This window comes from Micromonospora sp. NPDC047527 (genome assembly GCF_040643015.1).
Classification (GTDB): domain Bacteria; phylum Actinomycetota; class Actinomycetes; order Mycobacteriales; family Micromonosporaceae; genus Micromonospora.
This window is the reverse complement of sequence record NZ_JBEYTK010000001.1, coordinates 317290-339933: the sequence shown is the minus strand read 5'-3', so window position 1 is coordinate 339933 and position 22644 is coordinate 317290. Positions and strand designations below refer to the sequence as shown.

At 70.5% G+C, this 22644-nt stretch carries 19 protein-coding genes; 9 read left to right on the top strand and 10 right to left on the bottom strand.

What is annotated here, in order from left to right:
• The first annotated feature begins 74 nt into the window (after positions 1 to 74).
• On the top strand, positions 75 to 1310 hold the full coding sequence (locus ABZ808_RS01410) for a cellulose binding domain-containing protein (RefSeq protein ID WP_356999285.1): 1236 nt from the start codon (positions 75 to 77) through the stop codon (positions 1308 to 1310).
• A gap of 73 nt (positions 1311 to 1383) precedes the next feature.
• Here the strand turns inward: ABZ808_RS01410 and ABZ808_RS01405 are convergent, their stop codons facing one another.
• Genes ABZ808_RS01405 through ABZ808_RS01395 form a run of 3 tightly spaced genes read right to left on the bottom strand, consistent with a single transcriptional unit; the run spans position 1384 to position 5861 of the window.
• The gene (locus ABZ808_RS01405; protein ID WP_356999283.1) at positions 1384 to 3111 is read right to left on the bottom strand and encodes an IlvD/Edd family dehydratase; all 1728 of its coding nucleotides are present in this window, start codon (positions 3109 to 3111) and stop codon (positions 1384 to 1386) included.
• A gap of 42 nt (positions 3112 to 3153) precedes the next feature.
• Entirely contained in the window at positions 3154 to 4668 is a 1515-nt protein-coding gene (locus ABZ808_RS01400; protein WP_356999281.1) for an aldehyde dehydrogenase family protein, read from the bottom strand.
• Positions 4665 to 5861, bottom strand: a complete 1197-nt coding sequence (locus tag ABZ808_RS01395) for a fumarylacetoacetate hydrolase family protein (protein ID WP_356999279.1) — start codon at positions 5859 to 5861, stop codon at positions 4665 to 4667. Before ABZ808_RS01395 ends, ABZ808_RS01400 begins: the two co-directional genes overlap by 4 nt.
• 262 nt (positions 5862 to 6123) lie before the next feature.
• Between ABZ808_RS01395 and ABZ808_RS01390 the strand changes: the two genes are divergently transcribed.
• The 4 genes from ABZ808_RS01390 to ABZ808_RS01375 all read left to right on the top strand — a co-directional run bounded on the left by ABZ808_RS01390 (position 6124) and on the right by ABZ808_RS01375 (position 10741).
• On the top strand, positions 6124 to 6882 hold the full coding sequence (locus ABZ808_RS01390; RefSeq protein WP_356999277.1) for an IclR family transcriptional regulator: 759 nt from the start codon (positions 6124 to 6126) through the stop codon (positions 6880 to 6882).
• 106 nt (positions 6883 to 6988) lie between these two features.
• Positions 6989 to 8443, top strand: a complete 1455-nt coding sequence (locus ABZ808_RS01385; protein WP_356999275.1) for an alkaline phosphatase PhoX — start codon at positions 6989 to 6991, stop codon at positions 8441 to 8443.
• A 124-nt stretch (positions 8444 to 8567) separates the two neighbouring features.
• Complete coding sequence (locus tag ABZ808_RS01380; RefSeq protein WP_356999272.1) at positions 8568 to 9698, top strand: DUF4241 domain-containing protein; 1131 nt, start codon at positions 8568 to 8570, stop codon at positions 9696 to 9698.
• A gap of 164 nt (positions 9699 to 9862) precedes the next feature.
• Complete coding sequence (locus ABZ808_RS01375) at positions 9863 to 10741, top strand: fructosamine kinase family protein (protein WP_356999269.1); 879 nt, start codon at positions 9863 to 9865, stop codon at positions 10739 to 10741.
• 112 nt (positions 10742 to 10853) lie between these two features.
• Here the strand turns inward: ABZ808_RS01375 and ABZ808_RS01370 are convergent, their stop codons facing one another.
• Complete coding sequence (locus ABZ808_RS01370; RefSeq protein WP_356999266.1) at positions 10854 to 11795, bottom strand: oxidoreductase; 942 nt, start codon at positions 11793 to 11795, stop codon at positions 10854 to 10856.
• Positions 11796 to 11879: 84 nt separating this feature from the next.
• On the opposite strand from ABZ808_RS01370, the gene ABZ808_RS01365 reads away from it, so the two are divergent.
• Positions 11880 to 12323 (top strand): MerR family transcriptional regulator, encoded by a 444-nt coding sequence (locus ABZ808_RS01365; protein ID WP_356999263.1) that lies wholly within the window; start codon positions 11880 to 11882, stop codon positions 12321 to 12323.
• Between the two features lie 26 nt (positions 12324 to 12349).
• Here the strand turns inward: ABZ808_RS01365 and ABZ808_RS01360 are convergent, their stop codons facing one another.
• From ABZ808_RS01360 to ABZ808_RS01345, 4 genes are all read right to left on the bottom strand, one after another.
• Positions 12350 to 13726 carry an AbfB domain-containing protein gene (locus ABZ808_RS01360; protein WP_356999260.1) on the bottom strand — a complete coding sequence of 459 codons (1377 nt, stop codon included), beginning with the start codon at positions 13724 to 13726 and terminating at the stop codon, positions 12350 to 12352.
• Positions 13727 to 13766: 40 nt separating this feature from the next.
• Complete coding sequence (locus ABZ808_RS01355; RefSeq protein WP_356999257.1) at positions 13767 to 17939, bottom strand: hypothetical protein; 4173 nt, start codon at positions 17937 to 17939, stop codon at positions 13767 to 13769.
• Positions 17932 to 19377, bottom strand: a complete 1446-nt coding sequence (locus ABZ808_RS01350; protein ID WP_356999254.1) for a hypothetical protein — start codon at positions 19375 to 19377, stop codon at positions 17932 to 17934. The genes ABZ808_RS01355 and ABZ808_RS01350 overlap by 8 nt, the downstream gene beginning before the upstream one ends.
• 86 nt (positions 19378 to 19463) lie before the next feature.
• A complete protein-coding gene (locus tag ABZ808_RS01345) occupies positions 19464 to 20069 on the bottom strand; it encodes a TetR/AcrR family transcriptional regulator (RefSeq protein WP_356999252.1) in 606 nt (201 codons plus the stop codon).
• A gap of 111 nt (positions 20070 to 20180) precedes the next feature.
• Here ABZ808_RS01345 and ABZ808_RS01340 point away from each other — a divergent pair, with 111 nt between their 5' ends.
• The 3 genes from ABZ808_RS01340 (at position 20181) to ABZ808_RS01330 (ending at position 21808) form a co-directional block, all read left to right on the top strand.
• On the top strand, positions 20181 to 20867 hold the full coding sequence (locus ABZ808_RS01340) for an SDR family NAD(P)-dependent oxidoreductase (protein ID WP_356999249.1): 687 nt from the start codon (positions 20181 to 20183) through the stop codon (positions 20865 to 20867).
• Positions 20868 to 20891: 24 nt separating this feature from the next.
• A complete protein-coding gene (locus ABZ808_RS01335) occupies positions 20892 to 21284 on the top strand; it encodes an ester cyclase (protein ID WP_356999247.1) in 393 nt (130 codons plus the stop codon).
• A gap of 83 nt (positions 21285 to 21367) precedes the next feature.
• Positions 21368 to 21808: a hypothetical protein gene (locus ABZ808_RS01330; RefSeq protein ID WP_356999245.1), complete on the top strand. Its 441-nt coding sequence runs from the start codon at positions 21368 to 21370 to the stop codon at positions 21806 to 21808.
• A gap of 75 nt (positions 21809 to 21883) precedes the next feature.
• Here the strand turns inward: ABZ808_RS01330 and ABZ808_RS01325 are convergent, their stop codons facing one another.
• Together ABZ808_RS01325 and ABZ808_RS01320 are read right to left on the bottom strand one after the other, a co-directional pair.
• Positions 21884 to 22171: a hypothetical protein gene (locus ABZ808_RS01325; RefSeq protein WP_356999243.1), complete on the bottom strand. Its 288-nt coding sequence runs from the start codon at positions 22169 to 22171 to the stop codon at positions 21884 to 21886.
• A 227-nt stretch (positions 22172 to 22398) separates the two neighbouring features.
• Positions 22399 to 22644, bottom strand: a 246-nt coding sequence (locus ABZ808_RS01320) for a hypothetical protein (protein ID WP_356999241.1), incomplete at its 5' end; no start/stop codon positions are given.

The window sequence follows — 22644 nt, the reverse complement described above, 5'->3', positions numbered from 1 at the left end:
GCTGGTCGCGACGCGACCGCACGATCGCCGCCGCCGTCACAGGGAGCGCCGTCGCGATATCCCTGGAGGGGTCAATGCGAAAAAGATCGAAGGTCTACGCCGGGCTGGCGGCCACCATCGTCCCGGTCGCGTCCGTGATCATGGCGATCGGCGTGACGCCGGCCAGCGCCGCGGTCGGCGGCTCCGGGCCTTATCCGGCCGACTACGAGACGTCGGCCACCCTGGCCAACCACACCATCTTCCGCCCGCAGACGCTCCCGTCCGAGCGCCTTCCGATCGTCGTGTGGGGCAACGGCGCATGCTCGGCCAACGGCCTCTCCCAGGGCAACTTCCTCCGCGAGATCGCCTCCCACGGCTTCCTCGCCATCGCCAACGGCGCCCCGAACGGGTCCGGCTCCACCAACTCCCAGATGCTCACCCAGTCCATCGACTGGGCCGTCGCGGAGAACTCCCGGCAGGGCAGCAAGTACTACAACAAGATCGACACGTCCAAGGTCGCCGTCGCGGGCTTCTCCTGCGGAGGTCTGGAGGCGTACGCCGTCTCAGGCGACCCCCGGGTCACCACGACCGGCATCTTCAGCAGCGGCCTGTTGAACGACGCCGACGACTACCAACTGCGGAGACTGACCAAGCCAATCGCCTACTTCGTCGGCGGTCCCAGCGACATCGCCTACCCGAACGCCATGGACGACTGGGGCAAGCTGCCCTCCGGGCTGCCGGCCTTCATGGGCAACCTGAACGTCGGTCACGGCGGCACCTACGACCAGACCAACGGCGGCGAGTTCGGCCGCGTGGCGGTGCTCTACTTCAAGTGGCGTCTCAAGGGTGACACGACCGCCGGCGGCAACTTCGTCGGCGCGAACTGCGGGCTGTGCCGCACCCAGTGGACCGTCCAGCAGAAGAACCTGACGCTCGGCGACAACCCACCGCCCACCACCCCGCCGCCCACGACGCCGCCACCCACCACCCCACCGCCCACCACCCCACCGCCCACCACGCCACCCCCGACCGGCAGCCCGGCCTGCACCGCTGTCTACGCCGTGCAGGACCAGTGGAACGGCGGATTCGTCACCAACGTCACCGTGACCGCCGGAGCCAGCGCGCTCACCGGCTGGCGGGTCACCCTCAACCTGCCGAGCGGGGCGTCGGTCAGCTCGCTGTGGAACGGCGTCAACAGCGGCACGAGCGGCACCATCACCGTCACGAACCAGAGCTACAACGGGCGACTGGCCGCCGGCCAGACTGCCACGTTCGGGTTCCAGGGCACCGGGAACGGCAGCGGCGCCACCGCCACCTGCACCGGAAGCTGATTTCCACCACCGCGTGAGCCCCTCGGCGGGCCGGTGCCCGATCACCGGCCCGCCGAGGGTGTTCCGCCGCCGGTCAGTGTGAGTGTCGGGGCACGGCGCTGCCGCTGCCACCGACGAGGAAGTCGAGGTCGGCTCCCCTGTCGGCCTGCAGGACGTGCTCGCTGTAGAGCCGCGTCCAGCCCCGGTCAGCCGTCAGCGGGGGTGGCTGCCAGGCGGCACGACGTAGCGCGAGTTCCGCGTCGTCGACCAGGAGGTCCAGGCGTCGCGTCGGGACGTCGACGTGGACCAGGTCACCGGTACGCACCAGCGCGAGCGGGCCGCCCACCGACGCCTCCGGGGCCACGTGCAGGACGCAGGTGCCGTACCCGGTGCCGCTCATGCGGGCGTCGGAGATCCGCACCATGTCCGTGATGCCGGCGGCGAGCAGCCGCCGTGGCATGGGCACGTTGCCCACCTCCGGGAAACCGGGGTAGCCCCGTGGCCCGGCGTTCCGCACCACGATCACCGTGTCCGGGGTGACATCGAGGTCCAGATCGTCGGCCGCGACGACGTACTCCTCGATCCGGTCGAAGACGAGCGCCGGGCCGGTGTGCGTGAGGAGGTGGGCGGAGGCGGCGGAGACCTTCAGCACCGCCCCGGACGGCGCGAGCGACCCGCGCAGCACCACCGTGCCCGACCCGGCGGGCTGGAACGGCGCCGCGAGGGTGCCGATGACCTGCCGGTTCCAGCACTGGGCGCCACTGATGTTGTCGGCGACACTCTTTCCGCTGACCGTGACGTGGTCGAGGTGCAGCAGCGGGGCGATCTCCGTCATCACCGCCGGGACCCCGCCGGCGTAGGCGAAGTCCTCCATGAGGTACGTCCCCGACGGCATCAGGTTGACAAGCATCGGCACGTCGGCGGTGAGTGTGTCGAAGTCCTCCAGTGACAATGGAACGCCGAGGCGTCCGGCGATCGCGAGCAGGTGGACGACGGCGTTGGTGGAGCCGCCGATCGCCGCGTTGACCCGGATGGCGTTCTCGAACGCCTGCCGCGTGAGCACCGTGGACAGTCGTTGGTCCTCCTCGACCATGGCGATGATCCGGCGGCCGGCGGCGTGCGCGAGCGCGTACCTGCGCGAATCGACGGCCGGCACGGCGGCGGCCCCCGGCATCTGCACCCCCAGCGCCTCGGTCACGCAGGCCATCGTGGAGGCCGTACCCATGGTCATGCAGTGGCCCCGGCTGCGGGACATGCCGACCTCGGCCTCCGCGCAGTCGGCCACGGTCATCCGGCCGGCCCGCACCTCCTCGGTGAAGCGCCAGACGACGGTGCCCGAGCCGATGTCCTGGCCGCGAAACTTGCCGTTGAGCATCGGGCCGCCGGTCAGCATGAGGGTCGGCAGGTCCACGCTCGCCGCGCCCATCAGTAGGCCGGGGGTGGTCTTGTCGCAGCCGGAGAGCAGCACCACCCCGTCGAGCGGGTTGGCGCGGACGAGTTCCTCCAACTCCATCGCCAGCAGATTGCGGTAGAGCATGGTCGTGGGTCGCATGAGGGGCTCGCCCAGGCTCATCGCGGGGAACTCCAGCGGCAGGCCGCCGCTCTCCCACACGCCGCGCTTCACCGATTCGGCCAGGTCGCGCAGGTGGGCGTTGCAGGGTGTCAGCTCCGACCAGGTGGTCGCGATGCCGATCACCGGGCGACCGTCGAAGACGTCGTCCGCGAACCCCTGGTTACGCATCCAGGACCGGTGGACGAACCCGTTACGGCCTTCGGCACCGAACCACTCGGCGCTACGCCGCGGTCGATCTGTCGTCGACATCAGCACACCTCTCTGTCATCGGGATGTTGACGGGCGCCGGCGTCAGAGGTCGAATTCGAGCCGTCCATCGACGCGCCGGGGAATGACGGTGTACTCGTCGCGCAGTTCCTCGGGGAGGATCCATTCCGGCGCGTTCTGCCACGCGAGCGGCCGAAGGAATCGCCGGATCGACGTGGCGCCCACCGAGGTGTGCACGGCATTGGTCGACGGCCAGGGCCCACCGTGGTGCTGGGCCCACGACACCCGGACACCGGTGGGATATCCGTCGAAGACGATGCGACCCGAGCTGGCGGCGAGAACGTCGGCCAGCCGGCGTACGACGGCGGCATCATCGCGCGGTCCGAGATGGACGGAGCCGGTCAACGACGGCGCGACGGTCGCCAGCACGGCGTCGAGGTCGGCGACGTCGCGGTACCGGACCACGACCATGAGCGGGCCGAAACACTCGTCGGCGATCTCGGCGGTCAGCCCCGGCAGACCGACCTCCAGGAGCGTCGGCGCGACTGTGAAACCCACGCCAGGATCGACCACGGGCCGCGCCACGACCTCAGCGCCGGCCCGCTCGAACGCCCTGGCCCCGCTCTCGTACGCGTCCCGGATGCGCTCGTTCAGTAGCACCGTGCCGCCCGAGGCGGCGACCCTCCCCCGCAGCGCGTCGACCAGGTGCTCACCGTCCGGATCCGACGACACGAACGCCAGACCCGGTTTGGTGCACAGCTGACCGCCCGAGCCGGTGAAGGAGACAAACAGCCCTTCGGCGATCTGGTCGGCCCGGTCGGCGGACGCGCCGGGCAGGACGACGATCGGGTTCACGCTGCTCAGCTCGGCGTAGAAGGGAATGGGATCGGGCCGTTCGTCGATGGCCGCCTGGATGGCACGCGCGGCGCCGACGGAACCGGTCAGGGCCGCCGCGCGTATCGCGGGGTGGCGCACCAGTGCGCGACCGGCCTGCTCCCCGTACACGGTGGCGATCACGCCGTCGGGCCCGCCCAGGCCGCGGACCGCCGACCCGATCGCCTCGGCGGAGGCGTGCGAGGTCAGCGGGTGCGACGGGTGGGCCTTCAGGACGGTGGGACAGCCCGCGGCGAGCGCGGCGGCGGTGTCGCCCCCGGCGACCGAGAACGCGAACGGGAAGTTGCTGGCCCCGAAAACGGCGACCGGCCCGAGGGGTATGAGCATCCGCCGCAGATCCGGGCCGGGCCCGAGCGGTGTCTCGGCCGCGTGGTCGATGGCCGCCTCGACGTACCCACCGTCGCGCAGCACGTCGCCGAAGAGACGGAACTGGAGCGCGGCCCGGGTGAGTTCCTGGTCAAGACGCGCGTGGCTCAGCCCGGTCTCCGTCTCCGCGGCGGCGACCAACTCCGCGCGGTGGGACTCCAGGGACGCGGCGATCGCGTCCAGCATCTCCGCCCTGCCGAGTCTGCCCAGACCGGACAACCACCGCGCCGCCCCGGACGCCTGGCCGGCGATCGCCTCCAGCCGGGACTCGTCGGTCTCGGTGAGATCCGTCGCGCGGCGTCGGCCGTCGCGCGGATCGACCGTGCTGACCACGTTCACAGCAGTCCTCTCTTTGCCAGGTTGGCCATCAGATCCCGGACCCCGAACTGCCAGGGCTCGCACATCTCCGCGTGCCGCACACGGTTGACCAGGGTGCCGAGTGACGGGCAGCTGATCCGCACCACGTCGTCGACCTTGTGGGTGAAGCCCTCGCCGGGGCGGTCCCGATCCTGGATGGGCGCGAACATGGTGCCGAGCATCAGGGCGGCGCCGTCGGGGTAGCGGTGGTGTGGGCCGATCAGCTGACGCACCAGCGCCTCCGGGTCGCGCGACATCCGCGTCATCTCCGAGACCGCCTCCAGTCGGAAGCCGTCCACCCCGCAGACCTCCAGACCCACCTTCAGCTCACGCACCTGTTCCAGGCCGAAGCGCTCGTCGAAGAGCCGGATCAGCGGGCCGAGGGAACACGAGGCGTTGTTGTCCTTCGCCAGCGGCAGCAGGAGCGCCGAGCGGCCCTCGACGTCCCGCAGGTTCACGTCGTTGCCGAGGGTGGCGCCGACGATCCGGCCGCTGGACTGGACGATGAGCGTGACCTCGGGCTCCGGGTTGTTCCAGGTCGACGCGGCGAGCACACCGACCGGCACGGCGGTGCCGACGGCGGAGAGGATCTGTCCCTTGGTGAAGATCTCCGCGTCCGGGCCGATCCCCACCTCCAGGTACTGGCTCCAGAGGCCCTCGCCGACCAGCAGGTTCTTGAGCCTCTCTGCCTCTGTCGAGCCCGGCTCCAGGCTGGACAGGTCGGTGCCGATGTCGTCGGACATGCGCCGACGGATGTCCGCCGCCACCGCCAGGTCTCCCCGTGCCCGCTCCTCGATGACGCGTTCGATCATCGAGACCGGGAAGGTCACGCCCGCGGCCTTGAGCGCCTGGAGGTCGACCGGGGCCAGCAACCAGGGCCGGGTACGGTCCGGGGACGCGGCGGCCGTGTTGGCCAGGATCTCCCCGAAGTCGCCCACCCGTGGCCCGTCGAGCCCGGCCACCGTCGCGGCGGGATCCGGCAGCTCGCACACGTCCCGGATGGTCGGGAACAGGTGGCTGAGGTCGATGACCTCGCCGTCCCGCACGGTGACGGGCGAGGGGCCGTCGACGGACGGGTCCCAGATCCGACCGATGAGGACACTCTGGTCGACGTCGTCCGGCAGCGCCTCGGCGGGGGAACCGAACCAGTCCGCACCAGCGGACAGTTCCGTCATGAGCCGCTCTCCACGATGGCGCGGTTGGCGCGGTGGAAGCCGACGACCGGTGTGTCGACAGCGACGATCTTCATGTTTCGCCCAGCCCTTCGCCGCGATCGACGGGGCGACCAATACCCATCAGAGTCAATCGGAGGAAATTGCAACGATCGTAGCGCTATGTGCAACGGTGTCAAGCAATGATTGCGCGGCCCGTGAACTACATTGCACATGACGCAACGACAGCGACGGGTCAACCCGCCGTGCGAGGGGAGACAGGGTCTTGGCGCAATCGATTCGCCGCGCGATCGACCTCATCCGTCGGTCGGCGGAGCACCCGATGTCGCTCACGGAGGCGGCAGAGGTGCTCGGCGTCCACAAGTCCACGGCCCTGCGGATCCTGCAGACGCTGGAGGCCGCCCGCTTCGTGCGCCGGACCGGCGCGGGCACCTACGTGCTCGGCAGCGGGGTCATCGAGTTGTCCGAGCTCGCGCTCGGCTCGATGGACCTGCGGCAGTTCGCCGCCGCGCACCTCCGTGCGCTCCAGCGCGAGACCGGCCACACCGTACACCTGGCGCAGCTGACCGGCGACGAGATCATCTACATCGACAAGGTCGACAGTCAGGCGTTCGACGCCGTGAAGCTGCCGTCCCGGGTCGGGCGCGCGGTGTCGATCTACGCGAGCGCCGTCGGCAAGACGATCCTGGCCTACCTGCCCCCGGATGAGCGCGGCCGTCTCCTCGCCCACGTGGTCTTCGAACGGTTCACCGACACCACCCTGACCGACCACGACTCCCTCGAAGCCGAACTCACCAGCATCCGCGAACGCGGCTGGGCCACCGACAACGGCGAACACGACGCGTACGTGATGTGTGTGGCCGCACCGGTCAGGGATTCGCGAGGGCAGGTCATCGCCGCCGCCTCGATGACGGCGATCGAGGTCATCGCCAGCCTCGACGAGCTGATGAGCGCCATTCCGCTCCTGCTGGAGACCGCGAACAAGATCTCACGCGAGCTCGGCTACACACCTCCCTCCCCCTGATCGTCACTCCGATGTCACCGGTCGATCGCATCGATGACGTGTCGGAGTCGGTCCACGCGGATTGGCTGTCAGGCGTCGCACTTGCCTGGACCAGGAGCTGATCCACGTGCCTTCCTCTCGTCGTACCTTCCTCGCGGGCAGCGCCGCCGCCGGCGTGGGCCTTGCCGTCGCCGGCGGGCTGCCGTCGCTGGCGCAGGCCAGCCCGGGCCGGCCGCACCCGCTGGTCAAGGCCGGGCCCGTGCCCTTCCCCCCGCTCGTAAACGACCCCAAGGGCATCCTGGCCCTGCCCAAGGGCTTCAGCTACACAGTGGTCACCCGGACCGGGGTCACCCGGCTCGACCGCGGCCAGGGCGTGACCCCGGCCGACCACGACGGCATGGCTGTCTACGACGCCGGCAGCGGTCGCTACCACCTGATCCAGAACCACGAGATCGACCCCGGCGCCGAGTTCGGAGTGCCGCACGTCAAGGGCACGGTGTACGACCCGGGTGCCGTCGACGCCGGCGGTTGCACCGTGATCAAGACCGACCGTGCGGGCCGGAACCTGGGTGAGTTCGTCGCCCTCTCCGGCACCATCTCCAACTGCGCCGGCGGGCCGACCCCCTGGGGGACCTGGCTCACCTGCGAGGAGACCGAGGACCGGGCCGGCGACGAGTGGGAAGAGGGCGGCCGGTCCGGCGTCTACCAGAAGGACCACGGCTACGTCTTCGAGGTCTGGGCCGACGGCAGCGCGGACCCGAGGCCGGTCAAGTGCCTGGGCCGCTACTCCCACGAGGCCCTGGCGGTCGACAGGGACCGCACCAGGATCTACCTCTCCGAGGACGCCGACGAGCCCAACGGCCTCTTCTACCGCTGGACGGCGCCACACGGCGTGAAGCTGGGGCCGGGCGTGCTCACCCGTCTCGCACCGAACGCGGGGGTACTCGCCGCGATGCAGATCATCATGGACGACGGCTCGGTGCTGCCCGACGTCGCCTACCTGACCTCCGCCCAGTTGGGCCGGCCCTTCCCGGTCCGGTGGATCGAGGTGCCCGACCGCGACGCGCGCAACAAGCCCGTGCGCGAGCAGTTCACCGACGGCCAGGTCACCCGCGGCCGCAAGTTCGAGGGCGTGTGGGGCACCGACGAGGGCGTGTACGTGGTCAACTCCTACGCCTGGGACGACGGTGACCTGCCGGCGGACGCGGCTCCGCACGACGGCATGGTCTGGTTCTACAACTACAGGGACCAGACGATTCAACTGGTGACGTACTTCCCGCACCAGACCGCCTCGGAGGAGGGGACGCCGGTCCGGTACAACGACCTCACGTTCGACGGCCCCGACAACGTGACAGTCACCCCGTGGGGAAGCCTCGTCCTCGCCGAGGACGGCTCGGGCGCCTCCCACGTGCTCAGCGCGACTCCGGGCGGCCCGACGTACGCGATCGCCCGCAACCAGCTCAACGACTCGGAGTTCTGCGGGCCGACCTTCACCGCCGACGGCAAGGTCCTCTTCGTCAACATGCAGGACCCCGGCCTCACCCTGGCCATCACCGGCCCGTGGGAGAAGTACCTGGGCTGACGCCCACACCAGTGGGGGTCAGGCGACCGGCCTGGCCCCCACGACGCGGGTCGAGGCGGCAGGTAGGGTCACCGCCGTGCCAGCGAGGCTTGAGGCTGTCTACTGCGACGGGTGGGACGCCGGCGTGGTCAACCCGTTGACGTCGGTTGATGCGAGAGCACGCGACGCGGTGGGCGAGCCGTACACCGTCCTGCTGTTGCTCAACGGTCGGCTGTGCGCGGTGATGGACCTGTCCTGGAGCGATGGGTATTGCCGAATCACTCGATTCGACCCCGCTGACAGGCAACTGTCTCGGCACCTGCTGCGCGGCACCGACGAAGGCGACCTGTTCCTGCGCGAAGCCCGCACCTGGGATGGCCCAGCCGACGCGGGCAAGTACGAGTATCCGCACGTCGCGGCTAGGACAACCACGACGTACGGCATCTCCGGAATGCGTGCCGACATCGTGGAGCCGCGCGGAGACCGGGGTGCCCGGCAGGAGTCCACGTCGGAGCAGCGACCACCAAGGCTTCCCATCCCGGCTTTTGGCCAATGGAACGAGCTGTTGCGCCTCGCCGGGGAGGCATCCGCCGAGATTGTCGACGCCGTCCAGCACGAGCTGCCGGTGCGCGTGGAGACCCGCGCGCCGTGGCGACCGCCCCGTCCCCTGCGGCCCGACGGCATTGCGGAGCTGTTCGTCTCCGGCGCCATCGTCGACATCCACGACAAGCGGCTTCGCCTGTCGGTTCATCAGGCCGGGGAGCTTCGCCTGACCTCCGGCCGTCTGGTGGCGGCCGACCCCTCGTCGCTGGAGTTCGACGCCGAGCCGTTCACCGTCAGCGTGCCAGCGGGCGCGTACCCGGTCTCGATCAGCCTTGCCACCTTCCTCGACGACCCGCGCCACCGCCGGGTGTGCGCTGCCCGCCTTGACGTCAACGACCGGCCCACCGTGCGGTGGGAGCTGGCCTTGCGTGATGGCCAGGAGCCGATCGATCTGGGCCATCGGGAGTTCTTCGGGTTCGGCGTGGACGCGGGCATGGCCTGCTTCGTCGATGCGGACGCCCGCGAGCGGATGAAGGACGTCTGGCTGACCCTCGACGGCCTGATCGATCCCCGGCATCGCACGATTGACTCCGGAGCGATGGTCGCCTGGTCCAGCGGCTGGGGCGACGGTGCCTACCCCACCTGGATCGGCTATGACGCTGCCGAGAGCGTGACCTGCTTTGTCGCGGACATGCTGCTGTTCCCCACCGACAACGACGAGGACGACGACTGAGCTGACAGGACTCGCGAGCCGACAAACGTCAGCCGGTTCGAGCCGCGAGCCCGGACGCCTGACGATGCTACGGCGAAACGGTGCGACGTGGAGCTGTTCCTCGATCGTCAACCGTCCCCTACGATCGGCCGGCAGACGCCCCGGCCCCAAGGGAGTGCGGCCCGATGGATTCGAAGATCCTGCTGGAACGCCTGCACCGGGCCGGGATGCGCGACGTCGTGGCGGTCGAGCCGGTGACGGGTGGGCTCGCGGCGCTCGCCGGCATAGCCACCCGCCGGGACGCGCCCGCGGTGTTCGTCAAGGCGTTCGCCGACGCACCGGCCGAGGACGTCTTCGTCACGGAGGCGCACGGGTTGACCGCCCTGTGCGAGCGCGGCGGCGTGGCGACGCCTGAGGTGATCCTTGCGGGCCGGGACCTGCTGGTGCTGTCGGTGCTGCGGCCGAGGCCGCACGACGAGCACTTCTGGGAACGGTTCGCGCACGCGCTCGCCGGGATGCACCTGAGCACGACCTCCCCGCGCTTCGGCTGGGACCACGACAACTGGCTGGGCCGCCGCCGCCAGATCAACACCTGGGACGACGACGGCTTCGCCTTCTTCGCGCAGCACCGGTTGCTGCGCTGGCTCGGGCAGCCGCGCGTCGACGCGGCACTCGACCCCGGCGACCGGGCGGCGCTGGAACGGCTCTGCGACAGGCTGCCCGACCTGCTTCCCGACCGACCGGCCTGCCTGACCCACGGTGACCTGTGGGCACAGAACATCCTGGCCACGCCGGACGGGCAGCCCGCGCTGATCGACCCCGCCGTGTCCTACATGTGGGCCGAGGTCGACCTCGCCCACGTCTGGTCCACTGCTCCCCCGCCCGAGGCGCGACGCTTCTTCGACGTGTACGCGGAACTGACCTCGCTCGACAGCGACTGGCGGGCCCGTATGCCGATCGTCCAACTGCGGCAGCATCTCGCCGTGCTGGCCCAGTTCGACGACGACTGGGGCGCGGCCGACCAGATCCGCGCCACCCTCGCCCCGTTCCGTACGCAAACCTGACCGCAGGTGCCCTCGGCTCGGCATGGCCGAACCGCTCGGGCACGGCCTCTCAGGGCCGCTCGGGGCATGGACGCGCGGCGCCGCGGGTGTGCGCGGGCCGGCCGGGCCAGGCTCAGTGGACGAGGCCGAGGCCGGTCAGGTCGGCCGAGAGCGCCCAGAGGCGGGCCGCCGCACCGCTGTCCGAGGGGTCGCCGCCGCTTTCGGTGGGGTCGCCGCCGACGACGATGCGACAGTCCGCGCAGTAGCCGCCGCCGTCCGCGTCGAGATCGGGCGACGTGGCGGCCCAGACCTGCGTCGCCGCGCCCTGCTCGGCGGTCTTGAAAAGGCCCGGCTTCGGAGTGCCGTCCGCGTCGATCCAGCCAGCGGCGACCATCTCCTCGACCGCGAGGTGCCGTTGCAGCGGGGTGAGGATCCAGCCGGGGTTGACCGAGAAGGCGCGGACGCCGTACGGCCTTCCGAGCAGGTCGAGGTGGCGGGCGAACAGGACGTTCGCGAGTTTGGACTGGGTGTAGGCCACCCATTTGTCGTAGCCGCGCTCGAACTGCACGTCATCCCAGCGGATCCGCCACGACGGGTCACGTCCGGAGGCGACCGAGACCACCCGGGCCGTCCGGGCGGCGGTGAGCGCGGGCCACAGCAGGTTCGTCAGCGCGTAGTGGCCGAGGTGGTTGATCGCGAACTGTGCCTCCCAACCCGGCCCGACCCGCGTCTCCGGGCAGGCCATGACCCCGGCGTTCGCGATCAGGATGTCGAGCTTCGGGTGGTCGCGCAGGAACCGGTCGGCGAACGTCCGGACGGACGCGAGGTCGGCGAGGTCGAGCTGGTCGACCTCGACCCCGCCCACGCCGGCCAGCATCCGCTGCGCGTCGTCCGGCCTACGGGCGGGGACGACGACACGAGCGCCCGCTCGGGTGAGCGCGTTGGTCGTGGCGAGGCCGAGGCCGGAGTAGCCGCCCGTGACGACAGCCGTCCTGCCGGTGAGGTCGATCCCGCCGAGGACGTCTCCGGCCGTGCTGTGGGCGCCGAACGTGGTGTGGGTCGTGTCGCTGGTCATGGCCCGGACGCTAGGTGCTAGACCAAGGTCTAGGTCAACGGGCGACGGTCAACGGACGACGGTCAACGGGCTACCGTCGACGCCATGGCGGACGGGGACCTGAGCATCGGGCAGGTGGCGCGGCGCACCGGGTTGAGCGTGCACACGCTGCGGCTCTACGAGCGGGCGGGTCTGCTGGCCAGCGAGGTGCGGCGCGACCGGGCCGGCCGACGTGTCTACAGTGCCTGGGACGTCGAGTGGTTGGTGAACTGCGTGAAGTTCCGGGCCACCGGAATGCCCCTCACCACGATCAGCCGCCTGGCCCAACTCGTCCGCGAGGGCAGCGGCAACGAGGCCGAGCGGCTGACGTTGCTGCGCGAACACCGGCAGCACATCACCGGGCAGCTCGCCCAACTGCGCGACTGTCTCGACCTCGTCGACACCAAGGTGGCCAGCTACGAGCGACACCTCGCCGCCGGCGGCACCGGAGATCCCTGGCAACAGGAACCACCGCCCGTGCCGGGGGCGCACCGACACCAGGTCGGCTGACGCCCCCGGGTCAGACTCCCCAAGGTCTAGCTGGTGACGCGGAAGGTGGCGTCCGCGCGTCCGGTGGAGTCGGTGATCTGGTCGAGCCGCAACAGGTACTCCCAGTGCCGGATGTAGCGGTCCGGGAAGTTGTACGACTGGAACGACACCGCGCCGGAATCGGCCAGCCCGGCCACCCGTCGGAAGGTGGCATCGGCGGCGAACTGCGCGGTGCCCTCGTTACGGGCCAGCGAGAAGTCGTAGTCGAAGTGCCGGAGATAGTAGCCCGGGAAGTTCACCGACTCGAACGAGACGTAGCCACTGGACGCGTTGGCCAGGCCGGGCACCATCCGCCACTGGCTGTCGGCCGACGGGCTCACGTTCGCGTCGATTCGGACGTCGTAGCTGGCGTGCCGTACGTAGCGGTCGGCGAAGTTGTACGACTGCAAGCGGTTCACCGGCAGCGTGGGCGTGCCGACGCCGACGCTGGTCTGGGTGACGCGCTGAATGGTTCCGTCGCTGTTGTAGTTCAGGTAGTCCATCGCCAGGGATCGCCGGTAGTCGTTGCTCCCCGGCAGACCGTTGCGGTGGTAGGCGATGTACCAGCGGCCGTTGTACTCCGCGATCGAGTGGTGGTTGGTGTTGTTGTTGGTGTAGTCCAGCAGGATCCCGCGATAGGTGAACGGGCCGAGCGGACTGCTCGAGGTGGCGTAGGCGATCTGGCCGGGCCAGCCGGTGGAGTACGAGAAGTAGTAGATCCCGTTGCGCTTGTGCACGAACCCGGCCTCGCCGAAGGCGGTGCTGCTGCCGGTGCCCGTGATCGTGAGGTTCTGGACACCGCCGGAGGTCGAGATCATGTCGGCGTTGAGCCGGATCACCTTCGGTGCGCGGGCACCGCCGAAATACAGGTACGCCTGCCCGTTGTCGTCGACGAAGGCCGCTGGGTCGATCGGTTCCTCGCCGGTGTTGGCGTCGCGCCCGCGCTCCACGAGGGAACTGCCACGAGGATCACTGAAGCCGCTCGTGGGCGACGTGCTGCGTGCCACCCCGATCTTGGTCCGGTCGACCGGAAGGTACAGGTAGTAGTACCCGTTGCGCTGCACCGCGGACGGCGCCCAGGCGTACCGCGTCGCCCAGGAGAATCCGCTGACCGAGAAGGGCGCGCCGTGGTCGGTCCAGTCGACGAGATTGCTCGACGAGTAGACCCGCCACGCGTTGGAGTCCCAGTACGTACCGCTGTTGCCCTGGTCGTCCGTGGCGTAGACGTACACGCGATTGTTGGCGACGAGCATTGACGGGTCCCCGGCGAATCGAGTCACGATCGGGTTCGCCGCCTGTGCGGGCATGGCGACCAGGGTCGTGGTCACCAGGGCGAAGGACACGATCACGGACGCGATGGCGCGCCAGCGGGTTGTCAGTCTCATGAGACGGTTTCCTCTCGAGGGGTTGGCTGTCAGCGGGCGTTCAGCCGAGGGCGGGTCGATGCTCGGCGGGCAGCGGTCCAGGGTGCACGAGCAGCACACCCTCCACCGCGGCCACCACGATGTGGTGACCGGCCACCGCGAGGCTGTTGACGGTCACCTGAAGGGGCAGCACGGCCACCGGCGTCAGCGTCAGCGGGTCCCACAGCCGTACGGTCCGGTCCCAACCGCCGGTGACGAGCAGGAGGCGCCCAGCGGGTGTGGTGAACGTGGTGACGGCTGACACGCCGCTCGCGTGGGCCCGGGCCGGGGTGGCCGCGGGTTGCCGGGACGCCGGATCGAACAGGTGGAGGGTGCCGTCGCGCCAACCCGAGGCGATGAGCCATCGACCACCGACCTCGTAGGCCGCGAGCGAGAGGACCCGCTTGGCGCGCACCCTGATCGGCTCGTCGGCCTCCTGCTTCAGCAGGGGATCCCAGAGTCGGATGGTGCTGTCGTCGCCACCGGTCGCCACGCGTACGCTCCGGCTCCCGTCGTTGGCGCGGAACACGGCGGCAGCCCTGATCCAGCCCGAGTGCCCCTCCAGCACGGCACGCAGGCGCGGGCCGCGGGTGTTCAGTGCCCAGAGCGCCACCGTCTTGTCGACGCCGGCGCTCACCACGAACTGCTCTCCGGCGGTGGTACGGAAGCCCGCGAGCGTCAGCACCTCGGCCGTGTGCCGCCAGTTCGCCTCACCGATCTGGCGGCCACTGCCCGGTTCCCACATCCGTACCGTCCGGTCCCTGCCGGTGGTGACCAGACAGGGCGCGCCGCTGGGGTCGGTCGCCGCCAGGACCGCGTTGATCGCGCCTCGGTGCCCCGCGATGAAGTCCCCCGCCTGCTCGGCGTCGGAGGTCGACCAGATCCGGACCTTCCGATCGGCACCGACGCTGGCGAGCATCTGGCGTCGCCGCCGGGGGTAGACCGCGACGGCCAGGACCCGACCGATGTGGCGTCGGCCCGCGGTGCCCGACGGCGGTTCGGCGTACGGGTTCCAGACCCGGACGTCGTGGTCGTGCCCTGCCGAGGCGACGACCGGGAACTGTCGCTGGTCGGAGAAGACGGCCACCGCCCGGATGCCACGACGGTGCTTCCGTTCTGGATCGACCAGGATCTCCTCGCCCGCGTTGGGGTCCCAGATCCGCACGATGCGGTCGTCACCGCCGGAGACGAGCAGCGCGGCACCGGAAACCCCGGTGCACGACGCCACCGTGTGCACCGCCCTCATACCGTCCGGGCCCGCGACCCGGAGTGGCTGCTGGACCTCCCGGCAGGTCTGCGGATCCCAGATGCGGATGCGACCCTCACCGCCCGCCGAGGCGAGACGCGACTGGTGGCCCCGGCCGGTGAAACTGGTGACGTCGTAGACCCAGTCGGTGTGGCCGGACAGGACGCCCCGCGGCTCGCCGGTCAGTGGATCCCAGATCCGCAGGTGCCGGTCACGACCGGCGGTGGCGACCAAGGGCTGCCCGTCCACGCTGGTGAAGGCGGTGACCGCCATGATCCAGTGCTCGTGCCCCGCGCAGACGAACAACAGCTCATGGCTTTTCAGATCCCAGACCCGCAGCAGCCTGTCCTCTCCCCCGGAGACGAGCAGGAGGCGATCCCCGGTGGCCACCGCTGCGAGCGCACGCACCCGGCCGACATGCCCCACCAGCGGCTCCGGTCGGGATCGGCGACGGTACGGGTCCCAGAACCGGATCGTGCCGTCGGCGCCGCCCGACACGACGAGGTGGCGGCCGTCCGCCTCGGGAACCGTGGTGAGGGCCCAGACGGGGCCGCCGTGCCTCCCGAGCCGATCGACCTGCCCGGTCGCCGAATCGATGAGCCGGATGACCCCGTCGTCGCCGGCACTGACCAGTCGGGTGCGGCCCATTCCGGTGAACGCCGTCAGCGCGTGCACCAGCCCGTGGTGTCGGCCGACCATGGCATGCGTCGTCTCCCGGGCCAGCCAGGCGCCGTCCAGAGACCAGGAGTCGCGGTCGTCGTACCCGGAGAATCGGTTGACGCCGGCGTACCGCGCCATGGCGACCTCGCGGATGCCCCGTCGGTCGGCGTGCCGGGCGGTGGCCAGCAGGTGGCCGGCGGCGGTCGCCCCCCTGATCTCCGCCGGCAGGTCGGGGGTGCCGAGGGCGTCGCGGATGAGGTCGGTCCGCAGCCGGGCACCGTCCAGCAGGTCGAGAATCCGTGGGCGGCCCGCCAGTTCACGCCATCCGGCCTGGCCGGCCGCCGCCGCGTGTGCGGACAGGTACGCGATGAGGTAGGGCGGCGGAGCGTCGCCGGCGTTACCGGCGAGCCGCAGCAGCGCCCGCACGATCACCAGGTGTACGGCGGCCTCGTCGGCGCGATGGCGCTCGCGGAGTACCTGCTGGTAGACGTTGTGCGCCAACCGGTAGACCGTCGCGCCGTTCTCCAGGTCGGCGACGAGATAGCCGGCCGCGTGCCGCCGGACGGTGGCGGCGATGTCGTTGGTGGTGATCCGCGGCCCGTCGGTCAGCGCCTCCGCGACGGTCGCCCAGATCGAGGCCGCGCTCGGCAGACCTCGACCGCGCATGAAGGCGAGCGCCAGCAGCAACCTCGGCACCGCGGGCACCTCTGCGCTGACCCGGTCGAGCCAGTCGGCGAAGATCCCGCCACGGCCGCGTGCGAGGACGGCGTCGAGTGCGGTCGGGTCGGTGAGAAGAGCCGGACGGTCCAGCAGCTCGCCCACCGCGAGGCGGGCGAAGAGGAAGTCCCGACCGCCCCCGGCGATCTGCCGTGCGGAGGTGAGTGCCGCCTTCGCCGGAAGTTCGGGGAACGCGTGGGTGAGTCGGCTCACCACGTACTCCACGGCGGTCGACTCGTCGTACTCGACTCTGATGGCCGGCTGATCTCCCAGCGCCTCCAGCAGAGAGGTCGTCGGACGGGTGCCGACGATGACGCGGATGCCGGACCGCTCGGCGATTCGGGCGAGCATCATGGCGACGACCTCGGGCTCCTGCGCTTCGTCGAGGGCGTCCACGAGCAGCGTGACGGGCGGCAGTCCGTCAGCCAGCCAGTCGGCGAGCAGCCGGGGGTCGTTGTGTGGCGGCACCGCGGGTAGCCCGCCGGCCTCGGCGATGGCCAGTGCCAGGGACCGGCGGTCGAACCCGGTCAGCAGCAGCGCGGCGGTGAACACGTCGTCGTCGGGCCGACCCTCCTGGTCGGCTGTCAGGTGGAGACCCAACTGGGCGAGCACCGTACGCATCGGCGGCCTGGACTGGACGAGAACCTGGCCCAGGAGCGCTGATTTGCCCACCCCCGGGTCACCGATGACCGGCAGCAGACCGTGGTCGTGCTCGCGCAACCAGCCCGCGATGCGCCGCTGCTCGGTGGCCCGTCCGGTGAAGTACCAGCTCAGGTCACCGGCCTCGCCGCCCCGGAGCGGCCGGACGAAGTGCAGGCGTTCGGTTTCGCTGAGGGCGTTGATCGCCTGCTCCACCTCGGCGGCGAGGTCCACGGGCGCGGTGACGGGCACTGGCGCGTGCCGTCGGACCAGCGCCGCGTCGGCCGGCATGCGCAGGCTGGCGACGTACGCGCCGCGCAGACCGTCGGTCTCCAGTTGGCTGACCAGCTCGGCCAACGGGATCCGGTCGTTGCGCGCGTAGTGGGTACGCAGGGTCTGGTCGAGCTGGCGGCTCAGTTCCCCGAGCCGGGTCTGGCCGTCGCCGGATGTGCCGAACAGCAGCAGTCGCCGGGCCGTGGTCTGACCGGTGACGTACGCGGTGAGTTGCTGGACGAACGTCGCCGAGGTGCAGGCGTCGATGATCACGAGGGTCCACGGTGGCTGCGCCTCGCCGTCGCCGCGGTAGCCCAGTTCGTTGCCGATCTGGGCGGGGATGATGCCGCTGGGGTGCCGCTGGTCGGTGAGGTAGTGCGCCAGGAGCGCCGTCTGGCTGTCGCGGTAGCCGTGGCCCAGCCAGTAGATGATGGTGTCGCGCCGGGGCCACTGTTGGTTCCACAGGCGCAGCCGGTCGGTCACCGCGTCCGACCCTCGCTCCTCGGGCGGCACGGACCACGGCAGGTGTTCGCATCCGAATGCCGCCAGGATGGCGTGGAGCCGACCGACCTCGGCGTCGACGTCCAGTTCGGGCCAGCTGGTGTCGCGGTACCTGCCGATCGGGAAGGGGACGAGAAGCGGCGCCTCGTCGCTACCCATGTGCGCCGCTCGATGGCCCGGCGAGCACGACCTGGCTGATGATGCCGGCGCGAGACGTCAACTCCAGGCGGTAGAGGCCGGGGGCCGGCAGTGTCACCGGGACCTGGACCGAGCCGTCGCGGATCTCGACGGGCCACGGCACCCGGCGGTGTCCGTTGGAGAGTGCGACGACGGCGGCCTCGACCTCGGAGGGACGGCTCACCCCACGGACCGTCGCCGTCCACTCCAGCCCGGCCGCGACCGGGGTGTCCGGCACCTCGACGCCGACGCCCTCGTCGTCACCGAGAGGCGGCCCGAGCTGGTCGAGATCGCGCTCCCGTAGCGTCCGGGTCACCTCGCGGAGCACCGCGTCGGCCCGGGCAAGATCCTGGTGCTGCTGCGCGAAGCGGACCGGACGAAGGCCCGGCAGCTCGGCGGATCCGGTGGGCACCGTGCCGTCCCCGTAACGGTTCGACCTGCTGGTACCGAGTTCGGTGTGCAGGAGCGTGACGACGCCGTCGCTGAGGCGCAGGCTCTGCGGAGTCGGCTGCGCTCCGCCGAGGACGAGCCGATGGTCGTCGAGGGTGCCCACCGTGGCGGTTTGCCGGCTCGCCCAGGCCTCGGTGTGGTCCGGATCGCCGCCGAGTGCCCGCACGTCGGCGCAGGTGAGATGGCGTCCGTCGCCGCCGTCGTCCACACACCGAAACCTGGGCAGCAGATCGTAGAGCCCCGGCAGGGTGGCGGCGAGCGCCCGGACGCCGTCGTCGGCGTCGGGGCGTCCGAGGGATGCCAGCGGTCGGTGGCTGGGCAGCGGGACGGGCAGGCCCACGCCGGTGTTGAGCAGCGCCGCCGCCTTCAGGGAGCCGTGAAACGGGGTGCCCAGGGTCACCACGGCGCGGATCAGCTCGCGCATGCCCGGGATGGCGGCGGCCTGGCGGGCGAGCAGGCCGCCCATGGAATGGGCCACCATCACCACCATGGCGGGGCGACCGGTGGGGTGACGGCGACGCGCGCCCTCGTGCTCCGGGGTGGCCCGCCACCGCTCCAGGGCCGCCAGCACCGAGGTGCCGAGCAGGCCGGAGTTGTGGCCGACCGGGAGGCGCCAGTCGTACGGGAACTCCAGCAGTGCCCGGGGATCCACGACGCAACCGCGTGCCGCGTCGACCAGCCTCGTGTACGGCTCGGCCCCGCGCAGGAACGGCAACCACTCCGGCAGGCGCAGCAGTCGGGTCGGACGGACGCGCCCGTACTCGCCGGCGGTTTCACGCTCGTCGAGGGCCAGGTCCCGCAGGGGCGCACCGTCCAGCCAGGACCTGAGCAGCAGGGGCACCGACGCTCCCCAGAGAGTTCGCCGCCGAACCGTGTCGTACAGCTCGCTACCCATGATCCCCGGCACCACGACCACGAGATCGTGGGTCAGGTTCGGGTAGAGACGACGATCGTCACCTTGGGTGCCCATGGCCTCAGAGGATAGTGACCGTCGTCCATCGAAAACACGGCCGCACGGAGGGCTCTTCTGCCAGTCCGGGCTACCTCACCGCCGCCTCAGGGGTGGAGCGCGAGGGCTCGCAGCGCGATGTCGACCGAGGCCTGGAGGTCTTCGCGGGTCGCGCCTGCAGCGGCGTGGACGGCGTGACCCTCGCTGAGCGCCATCACGAATCGCGCCAGCGCCCGGGCGTCCATGCCGTCCGGGAGGTCCCCCTCGGTCCCCGCACGGGACAGTCGTTCTTCCAGCGCGGACTCGGTGTCGGCCCGCCCGGCGGCCAGGATCTCGGCGATGCGGGCGTTCTCCGGCGAGCAGGCCAGGCCGCCCTGGATGGAGAGGCACCCCGCGGGGTGGTCACTGGCGGTGAGGCCGTCGGCGCTGGCGCGCAGAAAGGCCTCGATGACGGCGTACGCGGTGGGTTGTTCGAGTGCCGCGCGGGCGCTGGTCAGCTGGGTCTCGTGGTAGCGGGCGAAGGCACGCTGGAACAGCTGCTCCTTGTTGCCGAACGTGGCATACAGGCTCGGCCGGTTGATGCCCATGGCGCTGGTGAGGGTGCTCAGGGACGCGCCCTCGTAGCCGTGTCGCCAGAAGACCTCGACCGCCCGGTCGAGGACCGCCTCCTCGTCGAAGGCCCGGGGTCGTCCGCCCGTGGATGTCGCACTCATGACCCCATAGTACCGCGCGGTACAAATCGTGACCCGGCTCACCTACCGCTCAGTACAAAACCTGTTACGGTTACCCGGCAACCGAGCGGTACAAAAGAGCAGGGGAAACACATGACCGTCACGCTGATCACCGGTGGGAACAAGGGCATCGGTTTCGAGACAGCCAGACAACTTCTCGAACTGGGCCACAACGTCTACATGGGCGCACGCGACGTCGAACGAGGCGAGAAAGCCGCGGCCGAGTTGGGCGCACGGTTCGTGCAGCTCGACGTCACCGACGACGCGTCGGTGAACGGCGCGCTGGCGACCATCAATTCGGCGGAGGGCCGACTCGACGTCCTGGTGAACAACGCGGGCATCCTCGGCGACGGCCCTCTCAGCGGCCCCAAAGCCCTGCGGGTGTTCGACACCAACGCGGTGGGGATCGTCCGCGTCACCGAGGCAGCACTGCCTCTGCTGCGCAAGTCGTCGAACCCGACGGCGGTCACCGTTTCCAGCAGCCTCGGATCGTTCTGGGCGGTCACCAACCCCGAACGTCCCGAATACAACCTCCCGGCGGCGCTCTACGCGGCGTCCAAGTCGGCGGCCACCATGCTGACGATCCAGTACGCCAAGGCGAACCCGGGCATCAAGTTCAACGCGATCGAGCCTGGCGCCACCGCCACTGACATGACCGCCGCCTACGGATTCGGACGGTCTCCGGCGGAGAGCGCCAAGACGGTCGTACACCTGGCCACGCTCGGCCCCGACGGGCCCACCGGAACCTTCACCGATGAGTTCGGCCCCTTCAACTGGTAACACCGAGAAACAGGAGAAAATCTGATGACTGACAACAACCTGCGTGACTGGTACCTGCGCTACGTCGCCGACCTCAACGCCCACAAGTTCGACGGCATGGACGAGTTCATCAACGACACGGTGATGCTCAACGGCGAGCCCGGCACCCGCGACGACGTCCTCAACGTGCAGAAGCACGACGTCGACGCCGTCCCGGACCTGCGCTGGGAGGTCAAGGAACTGCTGTTCGACCGTGACCGCATCGCCGTACGCGCGATCAACACCGGCACGCCGGTGAAGGAGTGGCTCGGTGTGCCGCCGTCCGGCAGGTCCTTCGAGATCGTCGAGTACGCCATCTACAAGGTCAGCGACGGACGGTTCGTCCAGATGACGGCCCTGCACGATTCAGCCGAGATGCTTCGGCAACTGACCGCCTGACAGCATCCATGGTTGCCGCGTCCGCTCGCTCCCCCGAGCGGACGCGGCAGAGGCCTGTCATCCTGACAGGCTAGTTTGCTCGGATGAGTCTCCTCGATGACGTCGCCGCGCGTGACGGTTGGCGATGCTGGGTGTGCGACGAGCCGGTCGACGCCGACAGGTCGGTGAACGACCCGCGTGGTCCCAGCGTCGACAGCCGTACCGCCGACAAGAAGGCCAAGGTCGCCGAGCGACTCGCGCACCGGGCCTGCAACACCCGCAAGGGCGCGGTCAAGGTGGTCATCGCCTGGCCGGACCGCCTGCACGTGGTGGAGCCCGCGCCGCTGATCGCCGTCGCCGAGCGACTCGAACGCAAGGGTGGCCGGGAGTTGGTGGCCCGCTGTCCGAGCAAGAGGGACGCCCAGGAGGCGGCGGACTGGCTGGTCGACCGGTTCTCCCGGCTGGTGCCCGGACTGCCGGTGACCGCGAGCGTCGACGCGGGCGGCGGACAGTACCTCGTCGCCCTGGCCGCCGGTCGCCGCTGACCGACGGCCCTGGTCGGCGGCCCGCCCGCCGGCCAGGGCAGCCCGGCCCGAGCCACCACCACTGGCGGTGGCGACTCAGAAGGGGGGCGCGTCCTCGCCCATCAACGCCAGCACGACGCCGCCCTTGCCCCGCTTGAGGCTCTGGACCACGACTGTGCCGGTGCTGCCGTCAGGCAGCTCCAACGTGAAGGTCTTACCGACCGCGTTCTTGGGGCCGTTGCCGGCGCTGTTGGCGGGTCGGAAGTCGCCTGCCCACGGCGGGACCCCGCCCTTGCGGGCGGGCTCAGCAAAGAGCGCGGCGGTGCCGGGGGTCCTGGTGCCGTCCGAGGCGAGAAGCACTGAGGCGCTGCGATAGGTAGCCATATCCGGCAAGGCTATCCCGGACCGCGCTCGTTCTCGCCACGACATCCGCGCCGCAATGCGATCGGCCACCGCATCGCACCATCCGCCGACAGCCCGTCGCCCCCGGGGAGGCAGCCGTCGAAAACGGCGCAGCGGCGCCCTGACCGGTTGTTTTGGTCAGGGCGCCGCCTGCTGTCAGCAGGGCAGAGGCCGGCCCGCACCTCTGCCCCACCCGGTGGAGACTGGCGTCAGCGTTTCGCCCGTGCCTTGCCCTTGCGTCGCTGGCTGGTCGACTGGTAGCTCGACTCCCCCTGCTGCGTCTCGGCGTACTCCCGCTCGGCGCGGGGAGCGGCCATCCGGGCAGCCCCGCTGGTCGTCCCGTGCGACCGGTGCGACTCCGACCGGTGCGACTCCGACCGGTGCGACTCCGACCGGTGCGACTCCGACCGGTGCGACTCCGACCGGTGCGACTCCGACCGGTGCGACTCCGACCG

Excerpts from the sequence above, each read along its gene's own strand:
- ABZ808_RS01325 (WP_356999243.1), bottom strand. The coding sequence starts at position 22,171 with ATGGCTACCTATCGCAGCGCCTCAGTGCTTCTCGCCTCGGACGGCACC.
- ABZ808_RS01335 (WP_356999247.1), top strand. The coding sequence starts at position 20,892 with ATGACTGACAACAACCTGCGTGACTGGTACCTGCGCTACGTCGCCGAC.
- ABZ808_RS01395 (WP_356999279.1), bottom strand. The coding sequence starts at position 5,861 with ATGACGGAACTGTCCGCTGGTGCGGACTGGTTCGGTTCCCCCGCCGAG.
- ABZ808_RS01355 (WP_356999257.1), bottom strand. The coding sequence starts at position 17,939 with ATGGGTAGCGACGAGGCGCCGCTTCTCGTCCCCTTCCCGATCGGCAGG.
- ABZ808_RS01330 (WP_356999245.1), top strand. The coding sequence starts at position 21,368 with ATGAGTCTCCTCGATGACGTCGCCGCGCGTGACGGTTGGCGATGCTGG.
- ABZ808_RS01375 (WP_356999269.1), top strand. The coding sequence starts at position 9,863 with ATGGATTCGAAGATCCTGCTGGAACGCCTGCACCGGGCCGGGATGCGC.
- ABZ808_RS01410 (WP_356999285.1), top strand. The coding sequence starts at position 75 with ATGCGAAAAAGATCGAAGGTCTACGCCGGGCTGGCGGCCACCATCGTC.
- ABZ808_RS01370 (WP_356999266.1), bottom strand. The coding sequence starts at position 11,795 with ATGACCAGCGACACGACCCACACCACGTTCGGCGCCCACAGCACGGCC.
- ABZ808_RS01345 (WP_356999252.1), bottom strand. The coding sequence starts at position 20,069 with ATGAGTGCGACATCCACGGGCGGACGACCCCGGGCCTTCGACGAGGAG.
- ABZ808_RS01405 (WP_356999283.1), bottom strand. The coding sequence starts at position 3,111 with ATGTCGACGACAGATCGACCGCGGCGTAGCGCCGAGTGGTTCGGTGCC.
- ABZ808_RS01340 (WP_356999249.1), top strand. The coding sequence starts at position 20,181 with ATGACCGTCACGCTGATCACCGGTGGGAACAAGGGCATCGGTTTCGAG.
- ABZ808_RS01365 (WP_356999263.1), top strand. The coding sequence starts at position 11,880 with ATGGCGGACGGGGACCTGAGCATCGGGCAGGTGGCGCGGCGCACCGGG.
- ABZ808_RS01360 (WP_356999260.1), bottom strand. The coding sequence starts at position 13,726 with ATGAGACTGACAACCCGCTGGCGCGCCATCGCGTCCGTGATCGTGTCC.
- ABZ808_RS01350 (WP_356999254.1), bottom strand. The coding sequence starts at position 19,377 with ATGGGCACCCAAGGTGACGATCGTCGTCTCTACCCGAACCTGACCCAC.